General features: G+C 67.7%; 22 protein-coding genes. 6 read left to right on the forward strand and 16 right to left on the reverse strand.

Features of this window, described 5'->3' with window-relative positions:
* Nucleotides 1–12: 12 nt before the first annotated feature.
* From purU to glpD, 3 genes are read right to left on the reverse strand one after another with little or no spacing between them, the layout of a single operon-like run.
* Nucleotides 13–894 (reverse strand): formyltetrahydrofolate deformylase, encoded by an 882-nt coding sequence (purU, locus tag MU449_RS11510; protein WP_244738259.1) that lies wholly within the window; start codon nucleotides 892–894, stop codon nucleotides 13–15.
* A 60-nt stretch (nucleotides 895–954) separates the two neighbouring features.
* Entirely contained in the window at nucleotides 955–2,409 is a 1,455-nt protein-coding gene (glpK, locus tag MU449_RS11515) for a glycerol kinase GlpK (RefSeq protein WP_244738260.1), read from the reverse strand.
* Entirely contained in the window at nucleotides 2,406–3,941 is a 1,536-nt protein-coding gene (gene glpD, locus MU449_RS11520; RefSeq protein ID WP_244738261.1) for a glycerol-3-phosphate dehydrogenase, read from the reverse strand. Before glpD ends, glpK begins: the two co-directional genes overlap by 4 nt.
* Before the next feature lie 107 nt (nucleotides 3,942–4,048).
* Here glpD and MU449_RS11525 point away from each other — a divergent pair, with 107 nt between their 5' ends.
* Both MU449_RS11525 and MU449_RS11530 read left to right on the forward strand, forming a co-directional pair.
* Entirely contained in the window at nucleotides 4,049–4,444 is a 396-nt protein-coding gene (locus tag MU449_RS11525; protein ID WP_244738262.1) for a metallopeptidase family protein, read from the forward strand.
* A gap of 32 nt (nucleotides 4,445–4,476) precedes the next feature.
* Nucleotides 4,477–5,430, forward strand: coding sequence for an MBL fold metallo-hydrolase (locus MU449_RS11530; RefSeq protein WP_244738263.1), 954 nt, complete (start codon nucleotides 4,477–4,479; stop codon nucleotides 5,428–5,430).
* Here the strand turns inward: MU449_RS11530 and MU449_RS11535 are convergent.
* Together MU449_RS11535 and MU449_RS11540 are read right to left on the reverse strand one after the other, a co-directional pair.
* Nucleotides 5,403–6,410 (reverse strand): YcjF family protein, encoded by a 1,008-nt coding sequence (locus tag MU449_RS11535; protein ID WP_244738264.1) that lies wholly within the window; start codon nucleotides 6,408–6,410, stop codon nucleotides 5,403–5,405. The genes MU449_RS11530 and MU449_RS11535 overlap by 28 nt on opposite strands.
* Complete coding sequence (locus tag MU449_RS11540) at nucleotides 6,407–7,831, reverse strand: YcjX family GTP-binding protein (RefSeq protein ID WP_244738265.1); 1,425 nt, start codon at nucleotides 7,829–7,831, stop codon at nucleotides 6,407–6,409. The genes MU449_RS11535 and MU449_RS11540 overlap by 4 nt, the downstream gene beginning before the upstream one ends.
* A 72-nt stretch (nucleotides 7,832–7,903) precedes the next feature.
* Here MU449_RS11540 and truA point away from each other — a divergent pair, with 72 nt between their 5' ends.
* Nucleotides 7,904–8,674 (forward strand): tRNA pseudouridine(38-40) synthase TruA, encoded by a 771-nt coding sequence (gene truA / locus MU449_RS11545; RefSeq protein WP_244738266.1) that lies wholly within the window; start codon nucleotides 7,904–7,906, stop codon nucleotides 8,672–8,674.
* 30 nt (nucleotides 8,675–8,704) lie between these two features.
* Here truA and MU449_RS11550 read toward each other — a convergent pair whose 3' ends face one another.
* The 4 genes from MU449_RS11550 to MU449_RS11565 form a co-directional block, all read right to left on the reverse strand.
* The gene (locus MU449_RS11550; RefSeq protein ID WP_244738268.1) at nucleotides 8,705–10,513 is read right to left on the reverse strand and encodes an MFS transporter; all 1,809 of its coding nucleotides are present in this window, start codon (nucleotides 10,511–10,513) and stop codon (nucleotides 8,705–8,707) included.
* A gap of 129 nt (nucleotides 10,514–10,642) precedes the next feature.
* Complete coding sequence (acs, locus tag MU449_RS11555) at nucleotides 10,643–12,610, reverse strand: acetate--CoA ligase (RefSeq protein WP_244738270.1); 1,968 nt, start codon at nucleotides 12,608–12,610, stop codon at nucleotides 10,643–10,645.
* A 95-nt stretch (nucleotides 12,611–12,705) separates the two neighbouring features.
* Nucleotides 12,706–13,398: an HAD family hydrolase gene (locus tag MU449_RS11560; RefSeq protein WP_244738272.1), complete on the reverse strand. Its 693-nt coding sequence runs from the start codon at nucleotides 13,396–13,398 to the stop codon at nucleotides 12,706–12,708.
* Nucleotides 13,399–13,400: 2 nt separating this feature from the next.
* Nucleotides 13,401–13,697, reverse strand: coding sequence for a DUF3572 domain-containing protein (locus MU449_RS11565; protein WP_244738274.1), 297 nt, complete (start codon nucleotides 13,695–13,697; stop codon nucleotides 13,401–13,403).
* A gap of 122 nt (nucleotides 13,698–13,819) precedes the next feature.
* On the opposite strand from MU449_RS11565, the gene MU449_RS11570 reads away from it, so the two are divergent.
* Nucleotides 13,820–15,160 (forward strand): diguanylate cyclase, encoded by a 1,341-nt coding sequence (locus tag MU449_RS11570; protein ID WP_244738276.1) that lies wholly within the window; start codon nucleotides 13,820–13,822, stop codon nucleotides 15,158–15,160.
* A 6-nt stretch (nucleotides 15,161–15,166) separates the two neighbouring features.
* Here the strand turns inward: MU449_RS11570 and MU449_RS11575 are convergent, their stop codons facing one another.
* From MU449_RS11575 to MU449_RS11600, 6 genes are all read right to left on the reverse strand, one after another.
* Nucleotides 15,167–15,631: a periplasmic heavy metal sensor gene (locus MU449_RS11575; RefSeq protein WP_244738278.1), complete on the reverse strand. Its 465-nt coding sequence runs from the start codon at nucleotides 15,629–15,631 to the stop codon at nucleotides 15,167–15,169.
* Nucleotides 15,628–15,960 carry a hypothetical protein gene (locus MU449_RS11580; RefSeq protein ID WP_244738279.1) on the reverse strand — a complete coding sequence of 111 codons (333 nt, stop codon included), beginning with the start codon at nucleotides 15,958–15,960 and terminating at the stop codon, nucleotides 15,628–15,630. Before MU449_RS11580 ends, MU449_RS11575 begins: the two co-directional genes overlap by 4 nt.
* Nucleotide 15,961: 1 nt before the next feature.
* Nucleotides 15,962–16,546, reverse strand: a complete 585-nt coding sequence (locus tag MU449_RS11585; RefSeq protein ID WP_244738281.1) for an RNA polymerase sigma factor — start codon at nucleotides 16,544–16,546, stop codon at nucleotides 15,962–15,964.
* Between the two features lie 51 nt (nucleotides 16,547–16,597).
* Complete coding sequence (locus MU449_RS11590) at nucleotides 16,598–16,993, reverse strand: EF-hand domain-containing protein (protein ID WP_244738282.1); 396 nt, start codon at nucleotides 16,991–16,993, stop codon at nucleotides 16,598–16,600.
* A gap of 81 nt (nucleotides 16,994–17,074) precedes the next feature.
* Nucleotides 17,075–17,557 (reverse strand): lipocalin family protein, encoded by a 483-nt coding sequence (locus MU449_RS11595; protein WP_244738283.1) that lies wholly within the window; start codon nucleotides 17,555–17,557, stop codon nucleotides 17,075–17,077.
* Complete coding sequence (locus tag MU449_RS11600; RefSeq protein WP_244738284.1) at nucleotides 17,557–18,594, reverse strand: aldo/keto reductase; 1,038 nt, start codon at nucleotides 18,592–18,594, stop codon at nucleotides 17,557–17,559. The genes MU449_RS11595 and MU449_RS11600 overlap by 1 nt, the downstream gene beginning before the upstream one ends.
* A 117-nt stretch (nucleotides 18,595–18,711) precedes the next feature.
* Between MU449_RS11600 and metG the strand changes: the two genes are divergently transcribed.
* Entirely contained in the window at nucleotides 18,712–20,430 is a 1,719-nt protein-coding gene (metG, locus tag MU449_RS11605; protein WP_244738286.1) for a methionine--tRNA ligase, read from the forward strand.
* On the opposite strand, the gene MU449_RS11610 is transcribed toward metG, so the two are convergent.
* Nucleotides 20,427–20,756, reverse strand: coding sequence for a winged helix-turn-helix domain-containing protein (locus MU449_RS11610; RefSeq protein WP_244738288.1), 330 nt, complete (start codon nucleotides 20,754–20,756; stop codon nucleotides 20,427–20,429). The two genes, metG and MU449_RS11610, sit on opposite strands and share 4 nt — an antisense overlap.
* 66 nt (nucleotides 20,757–20,822) lie before the next feature.
* Between MU449_RS11610 and MU449_RS11615 the strand changes: the two genes are divergently transcribed.
* Nucleotides 20,823–21,827 (forward strand): zinc-binding metallopeptidase family protein, encoded by a 1,005-nt coding sequence (locus MU449_RS11615; RefSeq protein WP_244738290.1) that lies wholly within the window; start codon nucleotides 20,823–20,825, stop codon nucleotides 21,825–21,827.
* The last annotated feature ends 49 nt before the right edge of the window (nucleotides 21,828–21,876 follow it).

A 21,876-nucleotide genomic window follows, 5' to 3' on the forward strand; every position in this document is an offset into this window, starting at 1 on the left:
AGCCGCGCGCCGCTACCCCATCCGTTCCGAGGCATACCCGCCGGGCGAGGCGGGAAACACCACCGTCTTGCCCCCGCACATGAACACGCGGTGATGGATGTGCGCATGGACCGCGCGCGCCAGCACCGACGCCTCCACCTCCCGCCCCAGACTGACGTAATCCTCGGGGCTTTGGGCATGGGTCACGCGCACCGTGTCCTGTTCGATGATCGGTCCTTCGTCCAGATCGGCGGTGACGTAGTGGCTGGTCGCCCCGATCAGCTTCACCCCCCGCTCGAACGCCTGTTTATAGGGGTTGGCCCCCTTGAAGGACGGCAGGAAGGAATGGTGGATGTTGATGATCCGCCCCGACATCCGGGCGCAGAAGTCATCCGACAGCACCTGCATATACCGCGCCAGCACCACCAGTTCGGCCCCGGTCTCTTCCACCAGCGCCTCAAGACGGGCCTCCGCCTCGGCCTTGGTTGCGCGGGTCACGGGGATGTGGTGAAAGGGCAGATCGTGGTTCACCACCACCTTCTGATAGGTCAGATGGTTCGACACCACGCCCACGATTTCCACCGGCAGGGCCCCGATGCGCCAGCGATACAGAAGATCGTTCAGGCAATGGCCGAAATTTGACACCATCAGCAGAACCTTCATGCGGGCGCGGCCATCGTGGATCGCCCAGGCCATCCCGAAAATCTCGGCCACCGGGGCGAAACCGTCACGCAGGCCATCGGCGGTGGCGCCCGTCTCCGGCTCGAACGTGACGCGGCAGAAGAACATGCCCGTCAGCGCATCGTCGAACTGCGACAGATCGGTGATGTTGCACCCCTGATCGGCCAGAAACCCCGACAGGGCGGCCACGATCCCGCGACGCGAGGGGCATTGGACGGTCAGGACGTGGCGCATGGGAAACTCCGGGGCAAGGTTGCCCGGACGATGCCCGCGGGGCGCGGATTGCGCAATCCGTCAAACGCCGATCGTGGCTTTCACGGCACGGGTCCAATGGGCATAGCGACGATCGCGCTCCGCCTCCTCCATCCCCGGATCGAACCGGCGGTCCAGCGCCCAGCGCGCGGCGAAATCGTCCATCCCGCCGCAGATCCCCGCCTGCCACCCGGCCAGCCAGGCCACGCCCAGCGCCGTGGTTTCCGTCACGCGGGGCCGATCCACGGGCGCGCCGATGATGTCGGCCAGAAATTGCATCGTCCAGTCCGACCGCGCCATGCCGCCATCCACCCGCAGCACGTCGGGCGTGCCGGACCAGTCGGCGCGCATCGCCTCCAACAGATCGCGGGTCTGAAACCCGACGCTTTGCAGCGCGGCGCGGGCGAATTCCTGCGGCCCCGTATTGCGCGTCAGGCCGAAGATCGCGCCCCGGCTGTCGGGTTGCCACCACGGCGCGCCAAGGCCGGTGAAGGCGGGCACCAGAACCACGTCCTGTTCGTCATCGGCCCGTTCGGCCATTCCTTGCGTGTCGGGGGCGGCGGCCACCACCCCCATCGCGTCGCGCAGCCATTGCACCACCGCCCCCGCGATGAAGATCGACCCTTCCAGCGCATAGGTCGCCTGCCCGTCCAGCCGCCAAGCGATGGTGGTCAGCAGGCGGTGCTGGCTTGCCACCCGCTCGCCCCCCGTATTCAACAGGGCGAAACAGCCGGTGCCGTAGGTGGACTTCATCATCCCCGGCGCGAAGCAGGCCTGCCCCATCGTCGCCGCCTGCTGATCACCCGCCATGCCAAGGATCGGCACGGGATAGCCCAGGATCTCCGTCACCCCGAACTCGGTCGCGTTGTCGCGCACCTCGGGCAGCAGGGACATGGGAATGTCCAGCATCGCGCAGATCTCCGCGTCCCAATCGCCGGTGGTGATGTTGAACAGCATCGTCCGGCAGGCGTTGGTCGCGTCCGTCACATGCGCGCCGCCGGTCAGGTGCCAGACAAGGAAGCTGTCCACCGTGCCGAAGGCCAGCTCCCCCCGTTCGGCGCGGGCGCGGGCGTCCGGCACCTCGTCCAGCAGCCATTTCAGCTTGGTGGCCGAGAAATAGGGGTCGATCAGCAACCCCGTGCGATCCGTGATGGTCTGCTCGTGCCCCGCGTCGCGCAGCGTGTCGCAGAACCGCGCGGTGCGGCGGTCCTGCCAGACGATGGCGTTTGCCACGGCCTCGCCCGTCTTGCGATCCCACAGCACCACCGTCTCGCGCTGGTTGGTAATGCCGATGGCGGCGATCCTGTGATCCTTGGCCGCCTCCGTCACCACGGCCTGCGTCGTCGCCCACAGGTCCGCCGGATCGTGCTCCACCCAGCCGGAGCGGGGGAAATGCTGCGGAAACTCGCGCTGCGCGGTGGTCAACGGGCGCAAGCCGTCGTCGAACACGATCGCGCGGGTGGAGGTGGTTCCCTGGTCGATGGCAAGAATGGTCATCGTCTGGCCTTCATTGAACGGTCGATCTCGGACATTTGGTCGGGCGTCAGGCGCAGGCCCAGCTTGCTGCGCCGCCAGACGACATCCTCGGCCGTCCGGGCGAATTCGCGTTCGGCCAGCCAGACCAGTTCGGCATGATGCAGCGTGGCCCCGTAATCGCGGCCCAGATCGTCCACGGTCTGCGCGGGTCCCAGCACGTCCCACGCCTCGGTGCCATAGGCGCGGATCAGGCGGGTGGCCCAGGCCTCGGTCAGGAACGGGTATCGTTGCGTCAACGCGGCCGTCAGCGCCCCCACCCCGTCATGGGCGAAATCGCCCCCCGGCAGGGCCACGCGCGCGGTCCACGCCCCCGTGGCCTGCGGAAAGAACGGCGCCAGCTTGGCCAGCGCCCCTTCGGCCAGTTTGCGATAGGTGGTGATCTTGCCGCCGAACACGCTCAGGATCGGGGGGCCGTCGGCATCCAGGCTCAGGACATATTCGCGCGTCGCCGCCTGCGCCGCCTGCGCCCCGTCATTATAAAGTGGTCGCACCCCGGAATAGGTCCAGACGACCTGATCCCGCGTCACCGGCACCTTGAAATAGCGGGACGCGAACGCGCACAGATAATCCTGCTCCTCCGGCGTGCAGACGGGATGGGCCGGACCGCCGTGATGATCCTGATCCGTGGTGCCGATCAGGGTGAAATCCTGTTCATAGGGGATGGCGAAGATGATGCGCCCGTCCTCGCCCTGAAAGAAATAGGCCCGGTCGTGATCGGTCAGGCGCGGCACGACGATATGGCTGCCGCGCACCAGACGGATGCCTTCGCGCGTGGCGACATGGGCGGTGTCCTTCACCACATGCTCCACCCACGGGCCGCCGGCATTCACCAAGGCCCGGGCGTGGAACGTGCCGGCGGTCGTCTCGATCCGCCAGACGTCCCCTTCCCGCCGCGCATCGGTCACGCGGGTGCGGGTCAGGATTCTCGCCCCCCGCGCCTCGGCGTCGCGGGCGTTCAGGACGACCAGACGCGCATCGTCCACCCAACAGTCGGAATATTCGTAGGCCAGCCGGAATTTCGGGTCCAGCGCCCGCCCCGCCGGATCGGTCGCAAGGTCCAGCTTGCGCGTGCCGGGCAGGATTTTCCGCCCGCCCAGATTGTCATAGAGAAACAGCCCCAGGCGGATCAGCCACGCCGGACGCCGCCCGCGCATCCACGGCATGACGGTGGACAGAAGGCGCGAGGTCGGCGTCTCCCCCGCAAACCGCATGTCGCCATGCCATGGCAGCACGAAGCGCATGGGCCAGCTGATATGCGGCATGGCCACCAGAAGCGTCTCCCGCTCGCGCAGGGCCTCGCGCACCAGATGGATGTCGAAATACTCCAGATAGCGCAGCCCGCCGTGAAACAGCTTGGTCGAGGCCGAGGAGGTCGCCTGCGCCAGATCCCCTTGTTCGGCCAGCACCACGCGCAGGCCGCGCCCCGCCGCGTCCCGCGCGATGCCCGTCCCGTTGACGCCGCCGCCGATGATGAAGATGTCTGTCGTGTCCATGCGCCCGCCCTTTGTGTCCCACCTAGGTCAACAGGAGGTCTGCGACAACCATCGGACGGGCATAGGACGGGCTTGGCGGCGCGCGCACGCCCGCGTATGACGGGGGCATGGACCAGACCGCCCCCGACCTCGACACCGTGGAAACCATCGCCCGCGACGCGATCGAGGCGTTGCCCGCGCATTGGCGCACCCCCGCCCGCGCCGTGGTTCTGATCGTGGAGGATTTCCCGTCCCCCGACCTGCTGGACGCGATGGAAATGGACGACCCCTACGAGCTGACGGGCCTGTATGAGGGTATCCCGCTGACCGAGAAATCGGTGATGGACCAGCCGATGGGGCCGGACATGATCCGCCTGTTCCGCCGCCCGATCCTGGACGAATGGTGCGACCGGGGGAATGTCACGCTGACCGAACTGGTCACCCATGTGCTGATCCACGAACTGGCCCATCATTTCGGGTGGTCCGACGACGATATCGCCGCCATCGACCCGTGGTGGGAATGACCTATCTGCCCCTCCACACACAGGAGGACACCATGACCTTGACCCGACGTATGGCCCTGGCCTCGGGCGCTGCCCTGCCGCTGGCCACCCTGCCCGCCTTCGCCCAGGCCCCCAGCCAATCCGCCAAACCCCCGACCCGCCCCGAGGTGCAGCCGATGACCGACCCGCGCGCCCACCGCATCCCCTTCGGGTCGATGACCGTGATCGTGCTTCTGGCCGGTCAGCAGCAGGGCACCAACCCGCACGAAACCTTCGGCCTGAACGCAAGCGCCGAAGATTTCACCGCCCTGTCGCAGGCCAACTTCATTCCCGACGATCGCAGCCTGTCCAGCTACAGCCCCGTCGTGGTCCGGTCGGGGGATGAGGTCGTGCTGTTCGACACGGGCCTTGCCCCCGAGGGTATCCTTGGTCCGCTGGCCGATGCGGGGCTTGCGCCCGCCGACATCACCACGGTCGTGCTGACCCATATGCACGGCGACCATATCGGCGGATTTTCCGACGGCACGACCGCCACCTTCCCCAATGCGCGCTTCGTGGCGGGACGGGTGGAGATGGAGCATTGGATGGGCGCGGGGAACGAGACGTTCGACACCAAGATCCGCCCCTTCGCCGATCAGTTCGACCTGATCGCGGGCGGGGATGAGGTCATCCCCGGCATCACCGCGCGCGAGGCGTTCGGCCACACGCCGGGGCACATGGCCTTCCTGCTGACCAACGATGCCAACGACCGGATGATGCTGACCGCCGACACGACGAACCATTACGTCTGGTCGCTGGCCCGCCCGGACTGGGAGGTGCGGTTCGACATGGACAAGGCCGCCGCCGCCACGACACGGCGCGAGATCCTGTCGATGCTGGCCGAGGAGCGTCTTCCCTTCATCGGCTATCACATGCCGTTTCCGGCAGTGGGATTCGTGGCCGAAACCGATGACGGCTTCCGCTTCATGCCCGCGACCTATCAGTTCTCGTTCGACGAGGAAGGCTGAGAAGGGGAAGGCTGATCGGCCTTCTCCCACAGTCCCGTCAGCGCGCGGGACAGAAGGTTCGGGATGCGGGGTTTCGGGGCGGCGTGGAACGGCATGGGGCGGCTCAGCTCCATCGCCGCCACCCCGATCCGCGCGGTCAGGGCGGCGTTGATCATCCCCTCGCCGAACCGGCGCGACACGCGGGCGAGCAGCCCGCCCCCCGCCACCGAATGAACCAGATCGTCGGTCACGGCCAGCGCGCCGGTGGCCGCGAGGTAGGAGAACACCCGCCCCATCAGCTTCAGGCTGCCGACATGGCCCGCCCGCCCGCCATAAATCTCGGCGATCCGCCGCACCATCCGCAGGTTGGCATAGAGCGCCGTGGCCACATCGGCCAGCGCCAGCGGGATCAGCGCGGTGGCGATGGCCACCTGACGCGAGGCGCCCTCGATCTCGCGCCGCGCAGCCTGATCCAAGGGGGCGAGCAGTTCGGTCTCCGTCATCTCCAGCAGGGCATCGGCATCGAAGGTCTCCTCCTGCCGTTCCTTCAGGCGCGCGACGGCCCAGGCTTGGTCGGGACGGTGGGCATAGAGCGCCTCCACCCCCGCCGCGACTTTGCGCGCGGCCTTCACGTCATCGCGCGCGGCCACGGTGTCCGCCCGCAGATGATCCAGCTTGCCCAGACGCAGATAGGCCAGCGCCTCCCGCCCCGCCAGAAGGAACGCCGCCAGCGCCGCGAGCCCGATCAGCGCGAAGGCGATCGACCCCAGCACCGTGTTCCGGTCCAGCAGCGACGCCACGAAATCATAGGCCACGACCGACAGGACAAAGCCCGCCGCCGCGCCGAAGGCCCAGACCGCGAACCGCCACAGGCGCGACCGGGGCCGTGCGCCGATGCGGATGGCGGCGGCCATCGCCCCTTCGCGCGGCAGGTCGGGCACGGGCGGGGCGGCGGCGGGATCGGCCTGATCCTCCCACTCCATCAGAACGGGTTTCTTCATAGCCGGTCTCCGATCAGAAACTCCGCCGCGCGGTCGAGGCGGATGTGCGGCGGCCCTTCGCCGGGGCGCAGGGTGGTGCGGGCGGGGGCAAAGGACATGAGCGCGAATTCGGCATCGAGCCACCCTTCCGCCCCTTCGCGCGCGGGGGAAAGAAGGCGCGCGGGGTCGGCGGGCAGTTCGCCGGGATAGAGCGCGACCTGCCGCCCGTCCATCAGCCGCCCGCGCACCGCCTCCACCGTCTCGCCATGACGCGTCACGGTTTCCTCCACCGTGGCGCGCAGGGACGCCAGCGACATGGCTTCGGTCCGTGCGCCCGCGAAATTCGCGCGGTCGCGGGCATCGCGCAACAACGCCTCCATGATCGCGGTCAGGCGCGGATGCTGGGTGTGGTGGATGTGGTCGGCCTTGGTGGCGGCGAACAGAATGCGCTCCACCCGCTTGCCCATCAGGATCTGGCTGAGGAAGCTGTTGGCGCCGGGGCGAAAGGCGATCAGGATGTCGGCCATGGTGCGGCGCAGATCCTCCAGCGCCTGCGGGCCCGCATGGATCGCGCCCAGCGCGTCCACCAGCACGACCTGCCGGTCGATCCGCGCGAAATGGTTGCGGAAGAAGGGGCGGACGACCTTGGATTTGTAGCCCTCATACCGCCGGGCCATCTCGTGCCACAGGCTGCCCTTGGGCGCATCGCCCGGTTTCGGCAGGGGCGCGAAGGTCAGCACGGGCGATCCCGCCAGATCGCCCGGCAGCAGGAACCGCCCCGGTGTGCAGTCGGAATACCCATCCTCGCGCGCGGCGTTCAGATAGGCGGTGAAACTGTCGGCCAGCGCCTGCGCGCGGGATTCGTCCAAGGGGCGCGATCCATCCTCGGCCCGCGCGGTCGCCAGATAATCGCGGGCCTGCGGGCGCCGCGCGATGCGGGCGAAGGTGGCGTCGGACCACGCCTCGTAACTCTGACCCAGAAGCGACAAGTCCAGAAGCCATTCGCCGGGATAGTCGATGATGTCGAGATGCACCGTCCGCACCCCCTGCACGCCCGCGAACATCCCCGTGGGCCGCACGCGGAACGACAGGCGCAGTTCCGACACCGCGCGGGTGGAGGCGGGCCAGCGCGGCGTATCGCCGGTCAGCGCGGCCAGATGCTCCTCATAGGCGAAGCGCGGAAGGGTCATGTCGGGCTGGGGCTGAAGCCACACCGCCTCGATCCGGCCCGCCGCATGGGCCTTCAGTTGCGGCATCCGGCCCCGGTCCAGCAGGTTCGCGACCAGCCCCGTGATGAACACCGTCTTGCCCGCCCGCGACAGGCCCGTGACGCCCAGCCGGATCACCGGATCGGCCATCAGCCCGGTCATGCTGGCCATCGTGCCCTCGATCCGGCGGGTGACAGAGTCGGTCAGGGAGGACAGGGGCACGCGCATCTCCATCAGGCTTGCCCCCTGATGTAGGCCAAAGGTGCGGGCTTGTGTAGGGCATGGCCCCGGTGGTAATCCCCGCCCATGCCCAGATATGCGATGATGATCGATTACGACGGCGGCCCGTTTCAGGGTTGGCAGCGGCAGGCGCAGGGCCAGCCTTCGGTTCAGGGCGCGATCGAGGATGCGCTGGCCCGGCTGGAACCCCGCGCCCACACCATCGCCGCCGCCGGACGCACCGATGCCGGTGTGCACGGCACGGGGCAAGTCGCCCATTGCGACATGGACAAGGTCTGGGACCCCTATCGCCTGAGCCAGGCGCTGAACCACCACCTGCGCCCCCTGCCCGTGGCGGTCGTGGCCTGCGCCGCTGTGCCGGACGAGTTTCATGCCCGGTTTTCGGCCGTGGAACGCCGCTATCTGTTCCGGCTGATCGCCCGGCGCGCGCCCCTGACCCATGATCGCGGGCTGGCGTGGCGGATCGGCCATCCGCTGTCGGTGTCGGCCATGCGGGCGGGGGCGGCGCATCTGATCGGGCTGCATGATTTCACCACCTTCCGCAGCACGATGTGTCAGGCGAAATCGCCGGTGAAGACCATTGACGAGATCACCATCGACGAGGTGCCTTTGCCCACCGGCACCGAATACCGCTTCCGCCTGCGCGCGCGCAGCTTTCTGCACAATCAGGTGCGGTCGATCGTGGGAACCTTGGAACGTGTGGGGGCGGGGGCGTGGGATCCCGCGCGGGTGGGTGACGCCTTGGCGGCGACGGATCGCGCGGCCTGCGGGCCGGTCTGCCCGCCGCAGGGCCTGTATCTGACGGGTGTCGGCTATCCCGACGACCCGTTCGCATAGGGGCCGGAGGTTTCCCCCCGGCCCTTTTGTTCAGACCTTCGGCGGCAGATTGTCGTCCGCGAAGATGTCCTTCTTGTGCGTTCCGTTCGGCACGAAGATCGCCCCGATGATCACCGTCATCACCGCGATGGTGATCGCATACCACAGACCGGCATAGATGTTGCCCGTCTGGGCCGAGATGGCGAAGGCCGTCGCCGGCAGCAGCCCCCCGAACCAGCCGTTGCCGATGTGATAGGGCAAGGACAGGCCGGAATAGCGGATGCGCGTCGGAAACAGCTCCACCAACGCCGCCGCGATGGGGCCATAGACCATCGTCACCAGCAGGATCAGATAGGTCAGGATGATGATCAGCGTCAGCTTCTGGCCGGTGAAGATGTCGAAGAAGTTGTTGGCCTTGGCAATCGTCGGGTTGGCCGCCGGATTGGCGGGATAGCCCGCATCGGCCAGCGCCGCCGCCAGTTCGCTGTCGAACCGCGCCTTTTCCGCCGCCAGATCCGCGCCGGTGAAGGCGCCGGCATCATAGGACGCGATCTGCGTATCCCCGACCGAGATCGTGGTCGGCGTGCCCGCCGCCCCTTCGGCGCTGTCGTAATTTACCGAGGCGCGGGCCAGCGCGGCCTTGGCAATGTCGCAGGACGAGGTGAACTTGGCCGTGCCCGTCGGGTTGAACTGGAACGAACAGTCGTCGGGCGCATGTGTCACCGTCACCGGAACCTGTTGCGCGGCATGAAGCGCGGGGTTCGCGACATGGGTGATCGCCTTGAACACCGGAAAGTAGGTCAGCGCCGCCAGCAGGCAGCCCGCAAGGATGATCGGTTTGCGCCCGATCCGGTCGGACAGCGCGCCGAAGAACAGGAACCCGCCGGTGCCGAGGATCAGCGACCACGCGACGAAGACGTTCGCGCTGAAGCTGTCCACCCGCACCACGTTCTGCACGAAGAACAGCGCGTAGAACTGGCCCGAATACCAGACCACCGCCTGCCCCGCCGTCAGGCCGAACAGCGCGATCAGCGCGATGCGCCCGTTCTTCCAATTGCCGAACGCCTCGCGCATCGGGGCCTTTGAAGCGCGACCCTCTTCCTTCATCTTTTTGAAGGCGGGCGACTCCTCCATCTGCAAGCGGATATAGAGCGAGATCGCCAGCAACACGACCGACCCGAGGAACGGAATCCGCCAGCCCCAGGCGTTGAACGCGGTGATCATCTGCGGCGTGCCGTCGGCCAGAAGGACCGGATTGCCCGCCAGATCCACCACCGGCTGCATCGGGAAGTTGGCGTTGACATAGCCCTGCACCGACAGGATCACGATCAGCGACAGAAGAAGCCCCAGCGTGGCCGTCGTCTGGATGAACGCGGTGTAGAACCCCCGCCGGTTGCGCGGGGCATGTTCGGCGACATAGACCGCCGCCCCCCCGTATTCCCCGCCCAGCGCCAGACCCTGCAGCATCCGCAGCGCGATCAGGATGATCGGGGCCACGATGCCCCAGCTGGCATATCCGGGCAGCAGACCCACAAGGAAGGTCGAAAAGCCCATGATCAGGATGGTCATCAGGAACGTGTATTTCCGCCCGATCAGATCGCCCAGCGACCCGAAGACCAGCGCCCCGAAGGGCCGGACGATGAAGCCCGCCGCAAAGGCCAGAAGCGCGAAGACGTTGCGCGTGGCTTCGGGGAAGGCGGTAAAGAACTGCGCCCCGATGATCGCGGCCAGCGAGCCATAGAGGTAGAAGTCATACCATTCGAAGATCGTCCCGGCGGAGGAGGCGAGAATGACCTTCTTCTCCTCCCGCGTCATCGGACGGGAGCGGGGTGCGCCCGCATCCATTGTGTTGTCGGCCATTCGGCGTATCCTCCCTTGCCGGGGGTGTCCGTCGTCCCTGCGACGGTAAGACCCCCGTGATGCCCCTCTTTCGGCCCCCCCGCGGCGATCCCTCCCAAGATCACATGCCGCGCGGGGCCGGTCGTTCCGTCAGGCGGTGCCTTTCCCCTTGTTCATGCGGTTGTCGATCAGATCCTCCACCACCGCCGGATCGGCGAGGGTGGAGATGTCGCCAAGGCTGCCGAAATCGTCCTCGGCGATCTTGCGCAGGATGCGGCGCATGATCTTGCCCGAACGGGTCTTGGGCAGGCCCGGCGCCCATTGAAGATGATCGGGCGAGGCGATGGGCCCGATCTCGCGCCGGACCCAGGCGACCAGATCGGCGCGGCGCGCGTCCGTCGCCTCCACCCCGTTCATCAGCGTGACATAGGCGTAGATGCCCTGCCCCTTCACATCATGCGGGAAACCGACCACCGCCGCCTCGGCCACGTCGGGATGCGCGACAAGGGCCGATTCGATCTCGGCCGTGCCCATGCGGTGGCCGGACACGTTCAGCACGTCGTCCACCCGGCCCGTAATCCAGTAATACCCGTCGGCATCGCGGCGGCACCCGTCGCCGGTGAAATAATAGCCGGGATATTGGCTGAAATACGCCTCCTCGAACCGCTCGTGGTCGCCCCACAGCGTCCGCATCTGGCCGGGCCAGCTGTCGGCGATGGCCAGCACCCCTTCCGTCGCCCCGTCAAGCGGCGTGCCCGAGGTGGGGTCGAGAAGGACCGGCTTCACCCCGAAGAACGGCTTCGTCGCCGATCCGGGCTTGGTCGCGATGGCGCCCGGCAGCGGCGTGATCATGTGCCCGCCGGTTTCCGTCTGCCAGAACGTGTCCACGATCGGGCATTTTCCGTGGCCGACATGGGTGTTGACCCAGTTCCACGCCTCGGGGTTGATGGGTTCGCCCACCGACCCCAGAACCTTCAGGCTGGACAGGTCGTATTTCGCGGGCCATTCCTCGCCCTGCCCCATCAGGGCGCGGATCGCGGTGGGCGCGGTGTAGAACTGGTTGACCTTGTGCTTGTCCACCACGTCCCAGAACCGGCCCGCATCGGGAAAGGTGGGCGTGCCTTCGAACATCAGCGTCGTCGCCCCGTTCGCGAGCGGACCATAGACGATGTAGCTGTGCCCCGTGACCCAGCCCACATCCGCCGTGCACCAATAGACGTCGCCGTCGTGGTAATCGAAGACCAGCCGATGCGTCATCGCGGCATAAAGCAGATAGCCGCCCGTGGTGTGCACCACCCCCTTGGGCCGTCCGGTGGACCCGGAGGTGTAGAGGATGAACAGCGGATCCTCCGCCCCCATCGGGCGGGGCGGGCATTCGGGCGCGGCCGTCTTCATCAGCGCCTTCACGTCCACGTCGCGCCCCTCGATCCAGGTGATCTGGTCGCCCGTGTGCTTGACCACCAGACAGCGCACCTTGTCCGAACAGCGCAGAAGCGCCGCATCGGCATTGGATTTCAGCGGCGTCCGCTTGCCCCCGCGCGGCGCGCTGTCGGCGGTGATGACCAGCTTGGCCCCGCTGTCGTTGATGCGGTTGGCCAGACTGTCGGGCGAAAACCCGGCAAAGACCACCGAATGCACGGCACCGATGCGCGCGCAGGCCAGCATGGCATAGGCGGCCTCGGGGATCATGGGCATATAGATGACCACGCGGTCGCCGCGCATGATCCCCTGGCTCAGCAGCACGTTGGCGAAGCGGTTCACCTGATCGGACAGTTCGGCATAGGTGACGTGGCGGGCGGGGTCCTTCGGATCGTCCGGTTCCCAGATGATCGCCGTCTGATCCGCCCGCTGCGGCAGATGCCGGTCGATGCAGTTGACCGAGGCGTTCAGCACCCCGTCCTCGAACCAGCGGATCGACACGCGACCGTTCATCAGGTCGGTGTTCTTGACCTTGGTATAAGGTGTGATCCAGTTCAGCGCGCGCCCTTCGCGGCCCCAGAACCCTTCGGGGTCCGAGATCGATTCGGCATACATCCGGTCGTAATCGGCGGGTTTCACATGGGCATTCGCCGTGAAATCGTCAGCGGGGGCGAAAGTCGCCCGTCCGTGGTCCAGCATCGTCGTCCTCCTTCGAAGCACCGGGGCGTTCACTCCCCCGCACCGGCGCCTTGGAAAAAGCGTAGCGCAGCCGAATCTGTCTGGCGACTTAAATTTTAGGACAGGTGGCGGGTCAGAAAGTCCGGCAACTGGCCGATATCGTCCAGCACCGCATCCGCCCATGGCGCCAGCGTGGCGGCGCGGGCGGGTCCGGTCAGAACCCCCACCGCCACCATGCCCGCCGCATGGGCCGCCTCCAGATCGTGCAGGCTGTCGCCCACCATCGCCACCTGATCCGGGGCAAGGCCGGTCGCGGCGCAGAAGGCCAGAAGCGGGGCGGCATCAGGCTTGGCCCCGTGACCGCTGTCGGAGCCTGCGATGAAATCGAACGCCATCGTGATGCCGCAGCGGTCCAGATGCTCGCGGGCCGGGGCTTCGGCGTCGTTCGTCACCACGCCCAACCGCAGACCGCGCGCCGCCAGATCGGCCATGAGGGGAGCCAGCGGCACCGCCTCGGCCATCGGGGCGCTGGCGGCCAGCGCGTTCATGCGGGCCAGAAGACGGGGCAGATCCCACCCCGGCAGATGCGGCAGCAGGGTGGCGGCGATCACCGGCGGCGTCTCGGCGATGACCGGGCTGTCCGGCGCGAACCGCCCCGCGGCGGGGTCGTAGCCGATGGCCCGCGCGGCCTGCGCCCGCATCACGGGGTCGGGGGCCACATCGGCCAGAAACGCCGCCGCCCACCCGCCCCAACTGCGCTGGAAATCGAACAGGGTGCCGTCCTTGTCGAACAGGATGCCGCGAATCATCGTCAGGTCCAGTGGGGCAGATCGCCCCCCGGCAGCACCGCCCGCGCCCGCCCCGGCTGGGTATAGGGGATGGAATGGGCATCGCAGAACGCGATCACCCGGTCATCCTCGGCCAGAATGAAATCCAGCACCGCCCCCAGAAAGTTCGGATCCTGCGCCGCGCGGCGCAGATCATCCCCCGCGGCCCCCGTCATCGCCAAGAACTGGGGCATCAGGTCGTCTTGCGCGGCCAGCCAGACCAAGGCCTGGATCGCAAGGGTTTCGCCCGCATCGCGGGAAGGCAGGTCGGGATGTGTCATGGGCGGCATCGTGCCGACTTGCGTCGCGGATGCAAGAGGTGGGTGGAGCGCAAGACTTTTTTAACCAATTAGTCGCCATTGTCGACGCAGGACGGCAACCAGATATCGGGGAGGGGGAGATCATGACCGGACGCATTCTTGTCATCGACCCCGTGCCCACAAGCCGCATCGTGACCAAACTGCGCCTGACCTCGGGCTGCTATCTCCCCACCATCGTCGATTCGGTGGAGGAGGCGATTCCCGTCGCCCGCCGCGACCGGCCCGGCGCGATCCTGATCGAATCGTCCCAACCGCTGAGCGATCTGGAACGGATGCGCCGCGATCCGCGCCTGCGCGACATTCCGATGATCGTGTTCAGCCCGATCGACCGGCCCGCCGTGCGCCTGACCGCGCTGAAGGGTGGGGCGGTGGACGTGATGACCAAACCCGTGGACGACCGGCTGATGCTGGCCCGCCTGCGCGCCGTCCTGCGCCGCAGCGCCGAGGTGGACGAGCTGGGCACCGATGCCGGTCTGGCCGAGGACGGGACCGGGTTCGAACATCCCCCCGCCATCGCACTGGTCGCGGCCCGGCCGGAAGGCATGGCCCGCCTGCGCGCCGATCTGGCCCCCCGTCTGGGCGGCCACCTGTCCGTCATCACCCGGGAAGAGGCGCTGAACGATGCGGGCCGCGTGCCGGACCTCTATATCATCGAGGCGGATCTGAACGGGATGGGCGGCGGCCTGCGCCTCATGTCCGACCTGCGCGCGCGGTCGGCCACGCGGCATGTGCCCGTGTGCATCGTGAACGCGGCCCCGCGCCCCGAAACCGCCGCGATGGCCTGGGATCTGGGCGCGGATGAGGTGATGGCCGTTCCCACCGACCCTGCCGAGCTGGCTTTGCGGTTGCAGGCACTGCTGCGCGGCAAACGCGTGCTGGACCGGCGCCGCGCCTCGGTCGCGAACGGGCTGCGGATGGCGATGGTCGATCCGCTGACGGGCCTGCACAACCGCCGCTTCGCCCTGCCCCGGATGGCGGCGATGGCCCAGGGCGACATGGCGGTGATGCTGATCGACCTGGACCATTTCAAATCGGTCAACGACCGCTTCGGCCATGCGGCGGGCGACACCGTCCTGGCCGAGGTGGCGCGCCGCCTGACCACGCGCCTGCGCCCCGGCGATCTGGCCGCCCGCATCGGCGGCGAGGAATTTCTGATCGCCCTGCCCGACACCAAGCTGGCCACCGCCCGCGACATCGCCGACCGCCTGTGCGCCGATATCGGGACCACGCCGGTCCATCTTCCCTCCGGCCAGACGCTGCGGGTGACGGTGTCGGTCGGCATCGCCACGCGGCGGCGGTATGAACCGGAAACGGTGACGGACACGATGGACCGGGCCGACCGCGCCTTGCTGCAATCGAAGGCGGCGGGGCGCAATCAGGTCACGGTCGGGTCCTGCCTTTGGGGCACGGCCCGCACCGCCTGAAGGGGGTCAGCCGCCGTCTTTCGACGGGCGTTTCATCTGCCCCTCCAGCCGATCGGCGAACCCCTGGCGTTGATCGGGCGTCATTCCGGCCAGATGGTCCGCGACCAGCGCCTGACCCAGGGCCATGATCCGAATCCCCCGCTCGCGCTGCGCGTTCAGGATCAATTCCACCGCCGCCGGGTCATAGGGTTCGGCACGCAACAGCGCCACGATCCGGTCCACCTCGGCGCGCATGTCGCGCCAGTCGATGTCGAAATCCCGCGCGCGGGCGCGGAAGGCGTGGCGGATCTCACGCCGGTCCTCGGGCGACAGCGCGCCTTCGATCGGGCTGAAGGCAAACCCCCGATCGCGCGGCGGCGGGGGCGGATCGCGCAGGATCGCCCCGGCGACGATCCCCAGAACCAGCAGGTTCAATGCGACCGACAGGCCAAGGGCGATGCGCAGCGCGCGCGGCGACAGACGGGTGATCATGGGCGCATTTCCTCAAGCACGGCATCGAAGGCGGGATAGGGGTCGAGGACCGCACCGGTCACAAGGTTTCCGGTGATGAGGCCGAGCGCCTCTGGCTGGGCAAAGCCGATCCACACCCCGGCCAGCGCCGCGCTGGCAAGGCCCGCCATCGCCCCGGCCCCGCCCGCCATAAGGCCGAACACCCGCCACCACGGGCGGCGCGGGGCGGGCGGCGCAGGGCGGGCCCGTGCCGCGTCCGCATCGGCCAGGATGCGGGCCATGAGGTCGGCCGACGGCGCCTGCGTCCGGTGCCGGGCCCTGGCAAAAAGATCGTCCAGATCGTCGTGCATCTCAGCCCTCCTCATATCCCAGTTCGGCACGCCTGTCGCCCAGCATCGCGGCCAGCGCGCGCTTGCCCCGCGCGGTCAGGCTTTCCACCGCCTCCACCCCGATCCCCAGAATCGCGGCGATCTCGGGGTTGGGCAGCCCTTCGATGTGACGCAGGACCACGGCCTGCCGCTGGCGATCCGGCAGGCGGGCCAAGGCCGCCTCCAGTGCTGCGACGCGGTCGCGGTCCATCATCCGCCCCTCGACCGAGGGGGCGTCGTCCTCCACCTCCGGCGCATCTTCCAGCGCCACACCGCGCCGGCGGCGCAGACGGTCGGTGCACAGGTTGACGGTGACGCGATAAAGCCAGGTCGTCACCTTCGCCTCGCCCTGACGCCAATCGGGGGCGATGCGCCACAAGCGCAGCATCGCCTCCTGCGTCACGTCCTCGGCCTCCGTCCGATCGGACAGAAGGCGGGCGGCGACCGACAACACGCGCGGCGCAAGGCGCAGGGCCAGCATCCGCGCCGCCGCCGCATCCCCGTTGGCAAACAGGATCAGCAGCGCGTCATCGGTCACGTCCGTCATCAGGTCGAAGGGCATCGTCATCGGCCTTCAGGTAGCCGCCCGCCCGGTGTTCGACAACGGGCGGCGCGACGCTCAATTGGCCGGACGCGGCGGCATGCGATCACGCATCCGCTGGACCGCCGCGTCGTATTCCTCCTGGCTGACGGCCCCGTCCTTGTCGGTGTCCACGCGTTCGATCATGCGGTCGGCATGGCCTTCGGGGGCCTTGGACAGCTCCTCGATCGACAGAAGGCCGTCGCCGTTGGTGTCCAGCTTTTCCATCATCTTCTCCGCACGGTCCTGCGCGCGGGCGGTGGCATGGGCGGTCAGTTCCTCGGGCGTGATGCGGCCATCGCCGTTCGTATCCAGTTCGGAAAACGGCGGAAGGCGCGGGCCGTGCCCCCCGGGTCCGGGAGGGGCGGCCAGCGCGCCCGACAGCCCGGCGGCGGTCACGGAGATGAAGGTCAGTCCGGCAAGAAAACGGTTCATTCGTCTGCTCCTGTGTGGAAGGGCGTCTGCCGCCCTTCACCCGATCAAACGCAGACCCCGCCCGCTTCCGTCGCAAAAAAATCAGAAGGCGCGCAGGCGGGCGGTGTCATAGCCGTTCCAGTCGAAAATCTCGCGCGCGGCGGTCAGGCGGTCGGGGGAAATCGCGCCCGTGCGGTCCAGCACGAACCCGAACCGGCCCGAAGGCGTGCCGATGGCCATGCTGCGCTGGTTGATGTCGATCCACAGGATCCACCACGGCTCCCCCTCGCCCGCGGGCAGCAACCGCGCGGGCCCGGTGACGGCGAAGGGGCCGGAGATGCGCCGCATCTGCCCGTTCACGCACAGGCTGCCCTCCACCCGTCCGGGGGTGAAGGTCAGCCCCCCACCCCCGCAGGCCGCGCCAAAGCCCGCGACCTGCCGCCACGTGCCGCTCAGCGATGCCGGGTCGAACCCGGCGTTCGACCAGATCGGGGCCGAGACGTTGCGGAACGTCTCGGGCGGTGCGGGTTCGGGCGCGCGCGCGCAGGCCGCAAGCGCCAGAAGCACCAGAGCGAGGCGGCGCATCAGAAGGGCGCCGGCCAGGCGCGGTGGGCCTGATCCAGATCGGCCAGAACCTCCTCGTTCAACGTCAGGTTCACGGAATCGAGGCAGGTCTTCAGCTGGTCCAGCCGCGTGGCCCCGATGATCGGCAGGCAGGGGAACGGCCGCGTGCGATAGAAGGCCAGCGCCATCTGCGTCGGATCCAGCCCGTGCGTCTTGGCGATGCCCAGATAGGCGGCCACCGCTTCGAACACGAAGGGCGAGATGCGGCCCCCAAGGTTCGGCGTGCGTTCGCGCCGCGACCCGGCGGGGATGACATCGCCCGCGTATTTGCCGGTCAGAAGCCCCGTCGCCAGCGGGGAATAGCCCAGAAGCGGCATGTTCTCCAACGCGGCGAATTCGGCCCAGTCGCTGTCGAACTGGCGGCACAGCAGCGAATATTCGTTCTGCACCGTCGCCATGCGCGGCAATCCGTGCTGATCGGCCAACCGCAGCCAGGCCGCCGCCCCCCATACGGTGTCGTTCGACAGGGCGATGTGGCGGATCTTGCCTTCGTCCTTCAGGCGCTGCGCCTCCTGCAGGATGTCCAGCATTTCCGCCTCGATCGCGGCCTTGTCGGTCGGCGGGACGTATTCCCAGATCTTGCGGAAGTGATACGAGCCGCGATTGGGCCAGTGCATCTGATAGATGTCGATGTAATCGGTCTGAAGCCGGCCCAGCGACGCCTCCACCGCCTGCCGCATCCGGGCGGGGGTGATCGGCGCGCCGCCGGTGGCCGCACTGCCCTCGCCCGTGACCTTGGTGGCGAGGATCATCCGGTCCCGCCCGCCCTTGGCCGCAAGCCATGTGCCGATGACCCGCTCCGTATCGCCCACCGTTTCGGCGGACACGGGGTTGGTCGGATACATCTCGGCCGTGTCGAGGAAGTTGACCCCGTGATCCAGCGCCATTGCGATCTGGTCGTGGCCTTCGCCTTCGGAATTCTGCGTGCCCCAGGTCATCGTGCCCAGACACAGTTCGGACACCATCAGTCCGGTGGTTCCCAGAGGAATCTGTTTCATGCCGCCCTCACTTTCGCGGCTGACCCTAGCGGCCCGCCGATGAATGGCAAGCCCCGCTTGAGGCTGGACGCGTCACCCGCTACACCCCTGATCGACAAGCGGACAAAAGGCGCGGGAATGGCACGTTATCTGATCACCTCGGCACTTCCCTACATCAACGGGATCAAGCACCTCGGCAACCTTGTGGGCAGCCAGCTTCCCGCCGACCTGATCGCCCGCTACCACCGCGCGCGGGGGCATGAGGTGCTGTTTCTGTGCGCCACCGACGAACATGGCACGCCCGCCGAACTGGCCGCGGCCAAGGCGGGCCAGCGCGTGGATGTGTATTGCGAGGAGATGCACGACGTGCAGGCCCGCATCGCCCGCGGCTTCGGGCTGTCCTTCGATCATTTCGGCCGGTCCTCCAGCCGCCAGAACCGCGACCTGACGCAGCATTTCGCGGGCGTTCTGGCCAAGAACGGCCTGATCGAGGAAGTGTCGGAGAAACAGGTCTATTCCCTGGATGACGGGCGCTTCCTGCCGGACCGGTATATCGAGGGGACCTGCCCCAATTGCGGATACGACAAGGCGCGGGGGGATCAGTGCGAAAACTGCACCAAGCAGTTGGACCCGACCGACCTGATCGACCCGCGTTCGGCCATTTCCGGCTCCACCCGGTTGGAGGTGCGCGAGACCAAGCACCTCTATCTGCGTCAGTCCACCCTGCGAGGGGAGTTGTCGGACTGGATCGCGTCCAAGACCGACTGGCCGATCCTGACCACCTCCATCGCCAAGAAATGGCTGAACGACGGCGACGGGTTGCAGGATCGCGGCATCACGCGCGACCTGAACTGGGGCGTGCCGGTGAAAAAGGGCACCGAGGATTGGCCGGGGATGGAGGGCAAGGTCTTCTATGTCTGGTTCGACGCGCCCATCGAATATATCGCCTGCGCCGCCGAATGGGCCGTGGCGAACGGCAAGACCGATGCCGACTGGGAACGCTGGTGGCGCACCGACAAGGGCGCGGGCGACGTGACCTATCTGCAGTTCATGGGCAAGGACAACGTGCCGTTCCACACCCTGTCCTTCCCCGCCACGATCATGGGATCGGGCGAGCCGTGGAAGACGGTCGATTACATCAAATCCTTCAACTACCTCAACTATGACGGCGGGCAGTTCTCCACCAGTCAGGGGCGCGGAATCTTCATGGATCAGGCGCTGTCGATTCTGCCCAGCGATTACTGGCGCTGGTGGCTGCTGAGCCATGCGCCGGAATCCTCGGACAGCGAATTCACGTGGGAGAACTTCCAAGGCTCGGTCAACAAGGATCTGGCGGATGTTCTGGGCAACCTTGTCAGCCGTGTCACCAAGTTCTGCCGGTCGAAATTCGGCGAGGTGGTGCCCGAGGGCGGCACCCTGGGCGAGCGGGAGGCGCAGCTGGTCGCCGACCTGAACGCCCGCCTGCGATCCTATGAGGCGAACCTTCAGGCGATGGAGGTGCGCAAGACCGCGACCGATCTGCGGGCGCTGTGGGTTTTGGGCAACGAATACCTGCAATCGGCGGCCCCTTGGACCGCGTTCAAGACCGACCCCGAAGGGGCGGCGGCGATGGTGCGCCTCGCGCTGAACCTCATCCGCTTCTATGCCGTCATCTCGGCCCCGTTCATCCCCGACGCGGCCGACCGGATGCTGGAGGCGATGGGCACGACCGACCGCAGCTGGCCCGAGGATGTCGCGTCCGCACTGGGCGTTCTGCCCGCGGGCCATGCCTTCACCGTGCCCGACGTGCTGTTCGCCAAGATCAGCGACGAGGATCGGGCCGATTGGCAGACCCGGTTCGCGGGCATCCGCCCCTAACGCAACCGACGGGCGATGGCCGAGATGTCCGCCTCCGCCGCATGGGCGACCGCGCGGCGATAGGCGTCCAGCACCGCCACCCCATCCGGTGTCAATTCGGCCCCGCCCCGCCCCGCGCCCCCACGGCTGGCGCTGACCAGGGGCGCGGCGAAGGCGGTATTCATCTCCTCCACCAGCGCCCAGGCGCGGCGATAGCTCATTCCCATCGCCCGCCCCGCCGCCGAAATCGACCCGTGATCGCGGATGGCCGTCAGCAGGTCGGCCTTGCCCGGCCCGAAGCGCAGCGTGGGAAATTGCAACCGCACGTAGATATCGACCCCGGACATTCTTCCCTCCCCCCGGAACCTGCCGCCCGTTCGCCCGTTCTCGCGGGACTCCCAAGGGCTGTATCCATGAAACGCTTTCTCTGTCCGGTCTGCCACCAGCCCGCCTATTTCCGCAACACCCTGTGTCTGAATTGCGGAACGGAACTGGTGCACAATCCCCATACCGGCGACATGGTCACCTTGCAGGACACGGCCCCCTGCGCCAACCGGCCCCGCATCGCCTGCAACTGGATGGCCGAGGCGAACGGCCTGTGCGAAAGCTGCACCACGACGGTGATCATCCCCGATCTGGACGTGGCGGGGAATCTGGCCCGCTGGATCCGGGTGGAGACGGCGAAACGGCACCTGTTCCATTCGCTGGACGCCCTGGGCCTGCCCCACGCCTCGCCCTCGGGCAAACGGTTGCGGTTTCACTTCGTGGGCGACCAGTTCGCCCCCGACGGCACCATCGTCAAACGCATGTTGACCGGGCATGAGGAGGGTCTGATCACCCTCAACATCGCCGAGGCGGACGACGACGAACGCGAACGCCGGCGGCTGGCGATGGGGGAGCCGTATCGCACCCTTCTGGGCCATCTGCGGCACGAGATCGGGCATTTCTATTGGGAAGTTCTGGTGCGCGAGGCGGGGCGGGAGGACGAGTGCGCCCTTATCTTCGGCGATGCGCGGCAGGATTACAGCGCCGCCCTTCAGCGGCATTACGCCGAAGGCCCGCCCGAGGATTGGCAGACATCGCACGTCTCCCCCTATGCCACCGCCCATCCATGGGAGGATTGGGCCGAGACCTGGGCGCATCTCCTGCACATTCTTGACGGGTTGGACACGGCGCAGGATTACGGGCTGGACCCGTCGGGCCTGAATTACGAAAATCCCTATGATATCGGGACGGCGGGGCCGATGCTGGCGGCGTGGGGCCCGCTGTCCACCGCGATGAACGCGATGAACCGATCGCTGGGGCATAACGACTTCTACCCCTTCTCCATCGCGCCGCCCGTCGTGGCGAAACTGGATTACATGCTTCACCTCATCCGGGATCGCGCTACCTTGGATCGGACCACCGACCGGGGTTGAACCCCGGGTGCGATCCGGGCCATCACCGCAGGGTCGCGCAAAGTCCAAG

The sequence above is a fragment of the Falsirhodobacter halotolerans genome (assembly GCF_022899245.1).
Taxonomy (GTDB): domain Bacteria; phylum Pseudomonadota; class Alphaproteobacteria; order Rhodobacterales; family Rhodobacteraceae; genus Falsirhodobacter; species Falsirhodobacter halotolerans.

Bases quoted from the DNA above. Each gene is read 5' to 3' on its own strand.
- purU (WP_244738259.1), bottom strand. From the start codon at position 894: ATGCGCCACGTCCTGACCGTCCAATGCCCCTCGCGTCGCGGGATCGTG.
- glpK (WP_244738260.1), bottom strand. From the start codon at position 2,409: ATGACCATTCTTGCCATCGACCAGGGAACCACCTCCACCCGCGCGATC.
- glpD (WP_244738261.1), bottom strand. From the start codon at position 3,941: ATGGACACGACAGACATCTTCATCATCGGCGGCGGCGTCAACGGGACG.
- MU449_RS11525 (WP_244738262.1), top strand. From the start codon at position 4,049: ATGGACCAGACCGCCCCCGACCTCGACACCGTGGAAACCATCGCCCGC.
- MU449_RS11530 (WP_244738263.1), top strand. From the start codon at position 4,477: ATGACCTTGACCCGACGTATGGCCCTGGCCTCGGGCGCTGCCCTGCCG.
- MU449_RS11535 (WP_244738264.1), bottom strand. From the start codon at position 6,410: ATGAAGAAACCCGTTCTGATGGAGTGGGAGGATCAGGCCGATCCCGCC.
- MU449_RS11540 (WP_244738265.1), bottom strand. From the start codon at position 7,831: ATGGAGATGCGCGTGCCCCTGTCCTCCCTGACCGACTCTGTCACCCGC.
- truA (WP_244738266.1), top strand. From the start codon at position 7,904: ATGCCCAGATATGCGATGATGATCGATTACGACGGCGGCCCGTTTCAG.
- MU449_RS11550 (WP_244738268.1), bottom strand. From the start codon at position 10,513: ATGGCCGACAACACAATGGATGCGGGCGCACCCCGCTCCCGTCCGATG.
- acs (WP_244738270.1), bottom strand. From the start codon at position 12,610: ATGCTGGACCACGGACGGGCGACTTTCGCCCCCGCTGACGATTTCACG.
- MU449_RS11560 (WP_244738272.1), bottom strand. From the start codon at position 13,398: ATGATTCGCGGCATCCTGTTCGACAAGGACGGCACCCTGTTCGATTTC.
- MU449_RS11565 (WP_244738274.1), bottom strand. From the start codon at position 13,697: ATGACACATCCCGACCTGCCTTCCCGCGATGCGGGCGAAACCCTTGCG.
- MU449_RS11570 (WP_244738276.1), top strand. From the start codon at position 13,820: ATGACCGGACGCATTCTTGTCATCGACCCCGTGCCCACAAGCCGCATC.
- MU449_RS11575 (WP_244738278.1), bottom strand. From the start codon at position 15,631: ATGATCACCCGTCTGTCGCCGCGCGCGCTGCGCATCGCCCTTGGCCTG.
- MU449_RS11580 (WP_244738279.1), bottom strand. From the start codon at position 15,960: ATGCACGACGATCTGGACGATCTTTTTGCCAGGGCCCGGCACCGGACG.
- MU449_RS11585 (WP_244738281.1), bottom strand. From the start codon at position 16,546: ATGACGATGCCCTTCGACCTGATGACGGACGTGACCGATGACGCGCTG.
- MU449_RS11590 (WP_244738282.1), bottom strand. From the start codon at position 16,993: ATGAACCGTTTTCTTGCCGGACTGACCTTCATCTCCGTGACCGCCGCC.
- MU449_RS11595 (WP_244738283.1), bottom strand. From the start codon at position 17,557: ATGCGCCGCCTCGCTCTGGTGCTTCTGGCGCTTGCGGCCTGCGCGCGC.
- MU449_RS11600 (WP_244738284.1), bottom strand. From the start codon at position 18,594: ATGAAACAGATTCCTCTGGGAACCACCGGACTGATGGTGTCCGAACTG.
- metG (WP_244738286.1), top strand. From the start codon at position 18,712: ATGGCACGTTATCTGATCACCTCGGCACTTCCCTACATCAACGGGATC.
- MU449_RS11610 (WP_244738288.1), bottom strand. From the start codon at position 20,756: ATGTCCGGGGTCGATATCTACGTGCGGTTGCAATTTCCCACGCTGCGC.
- MU449_RS11615 (WP_244738290.1), top strand. From the start codon at position 20,823: ATGAAACGCTTTCTCTGTCCGGTCTGCCACCAGCCCGCCTATTTCCGC.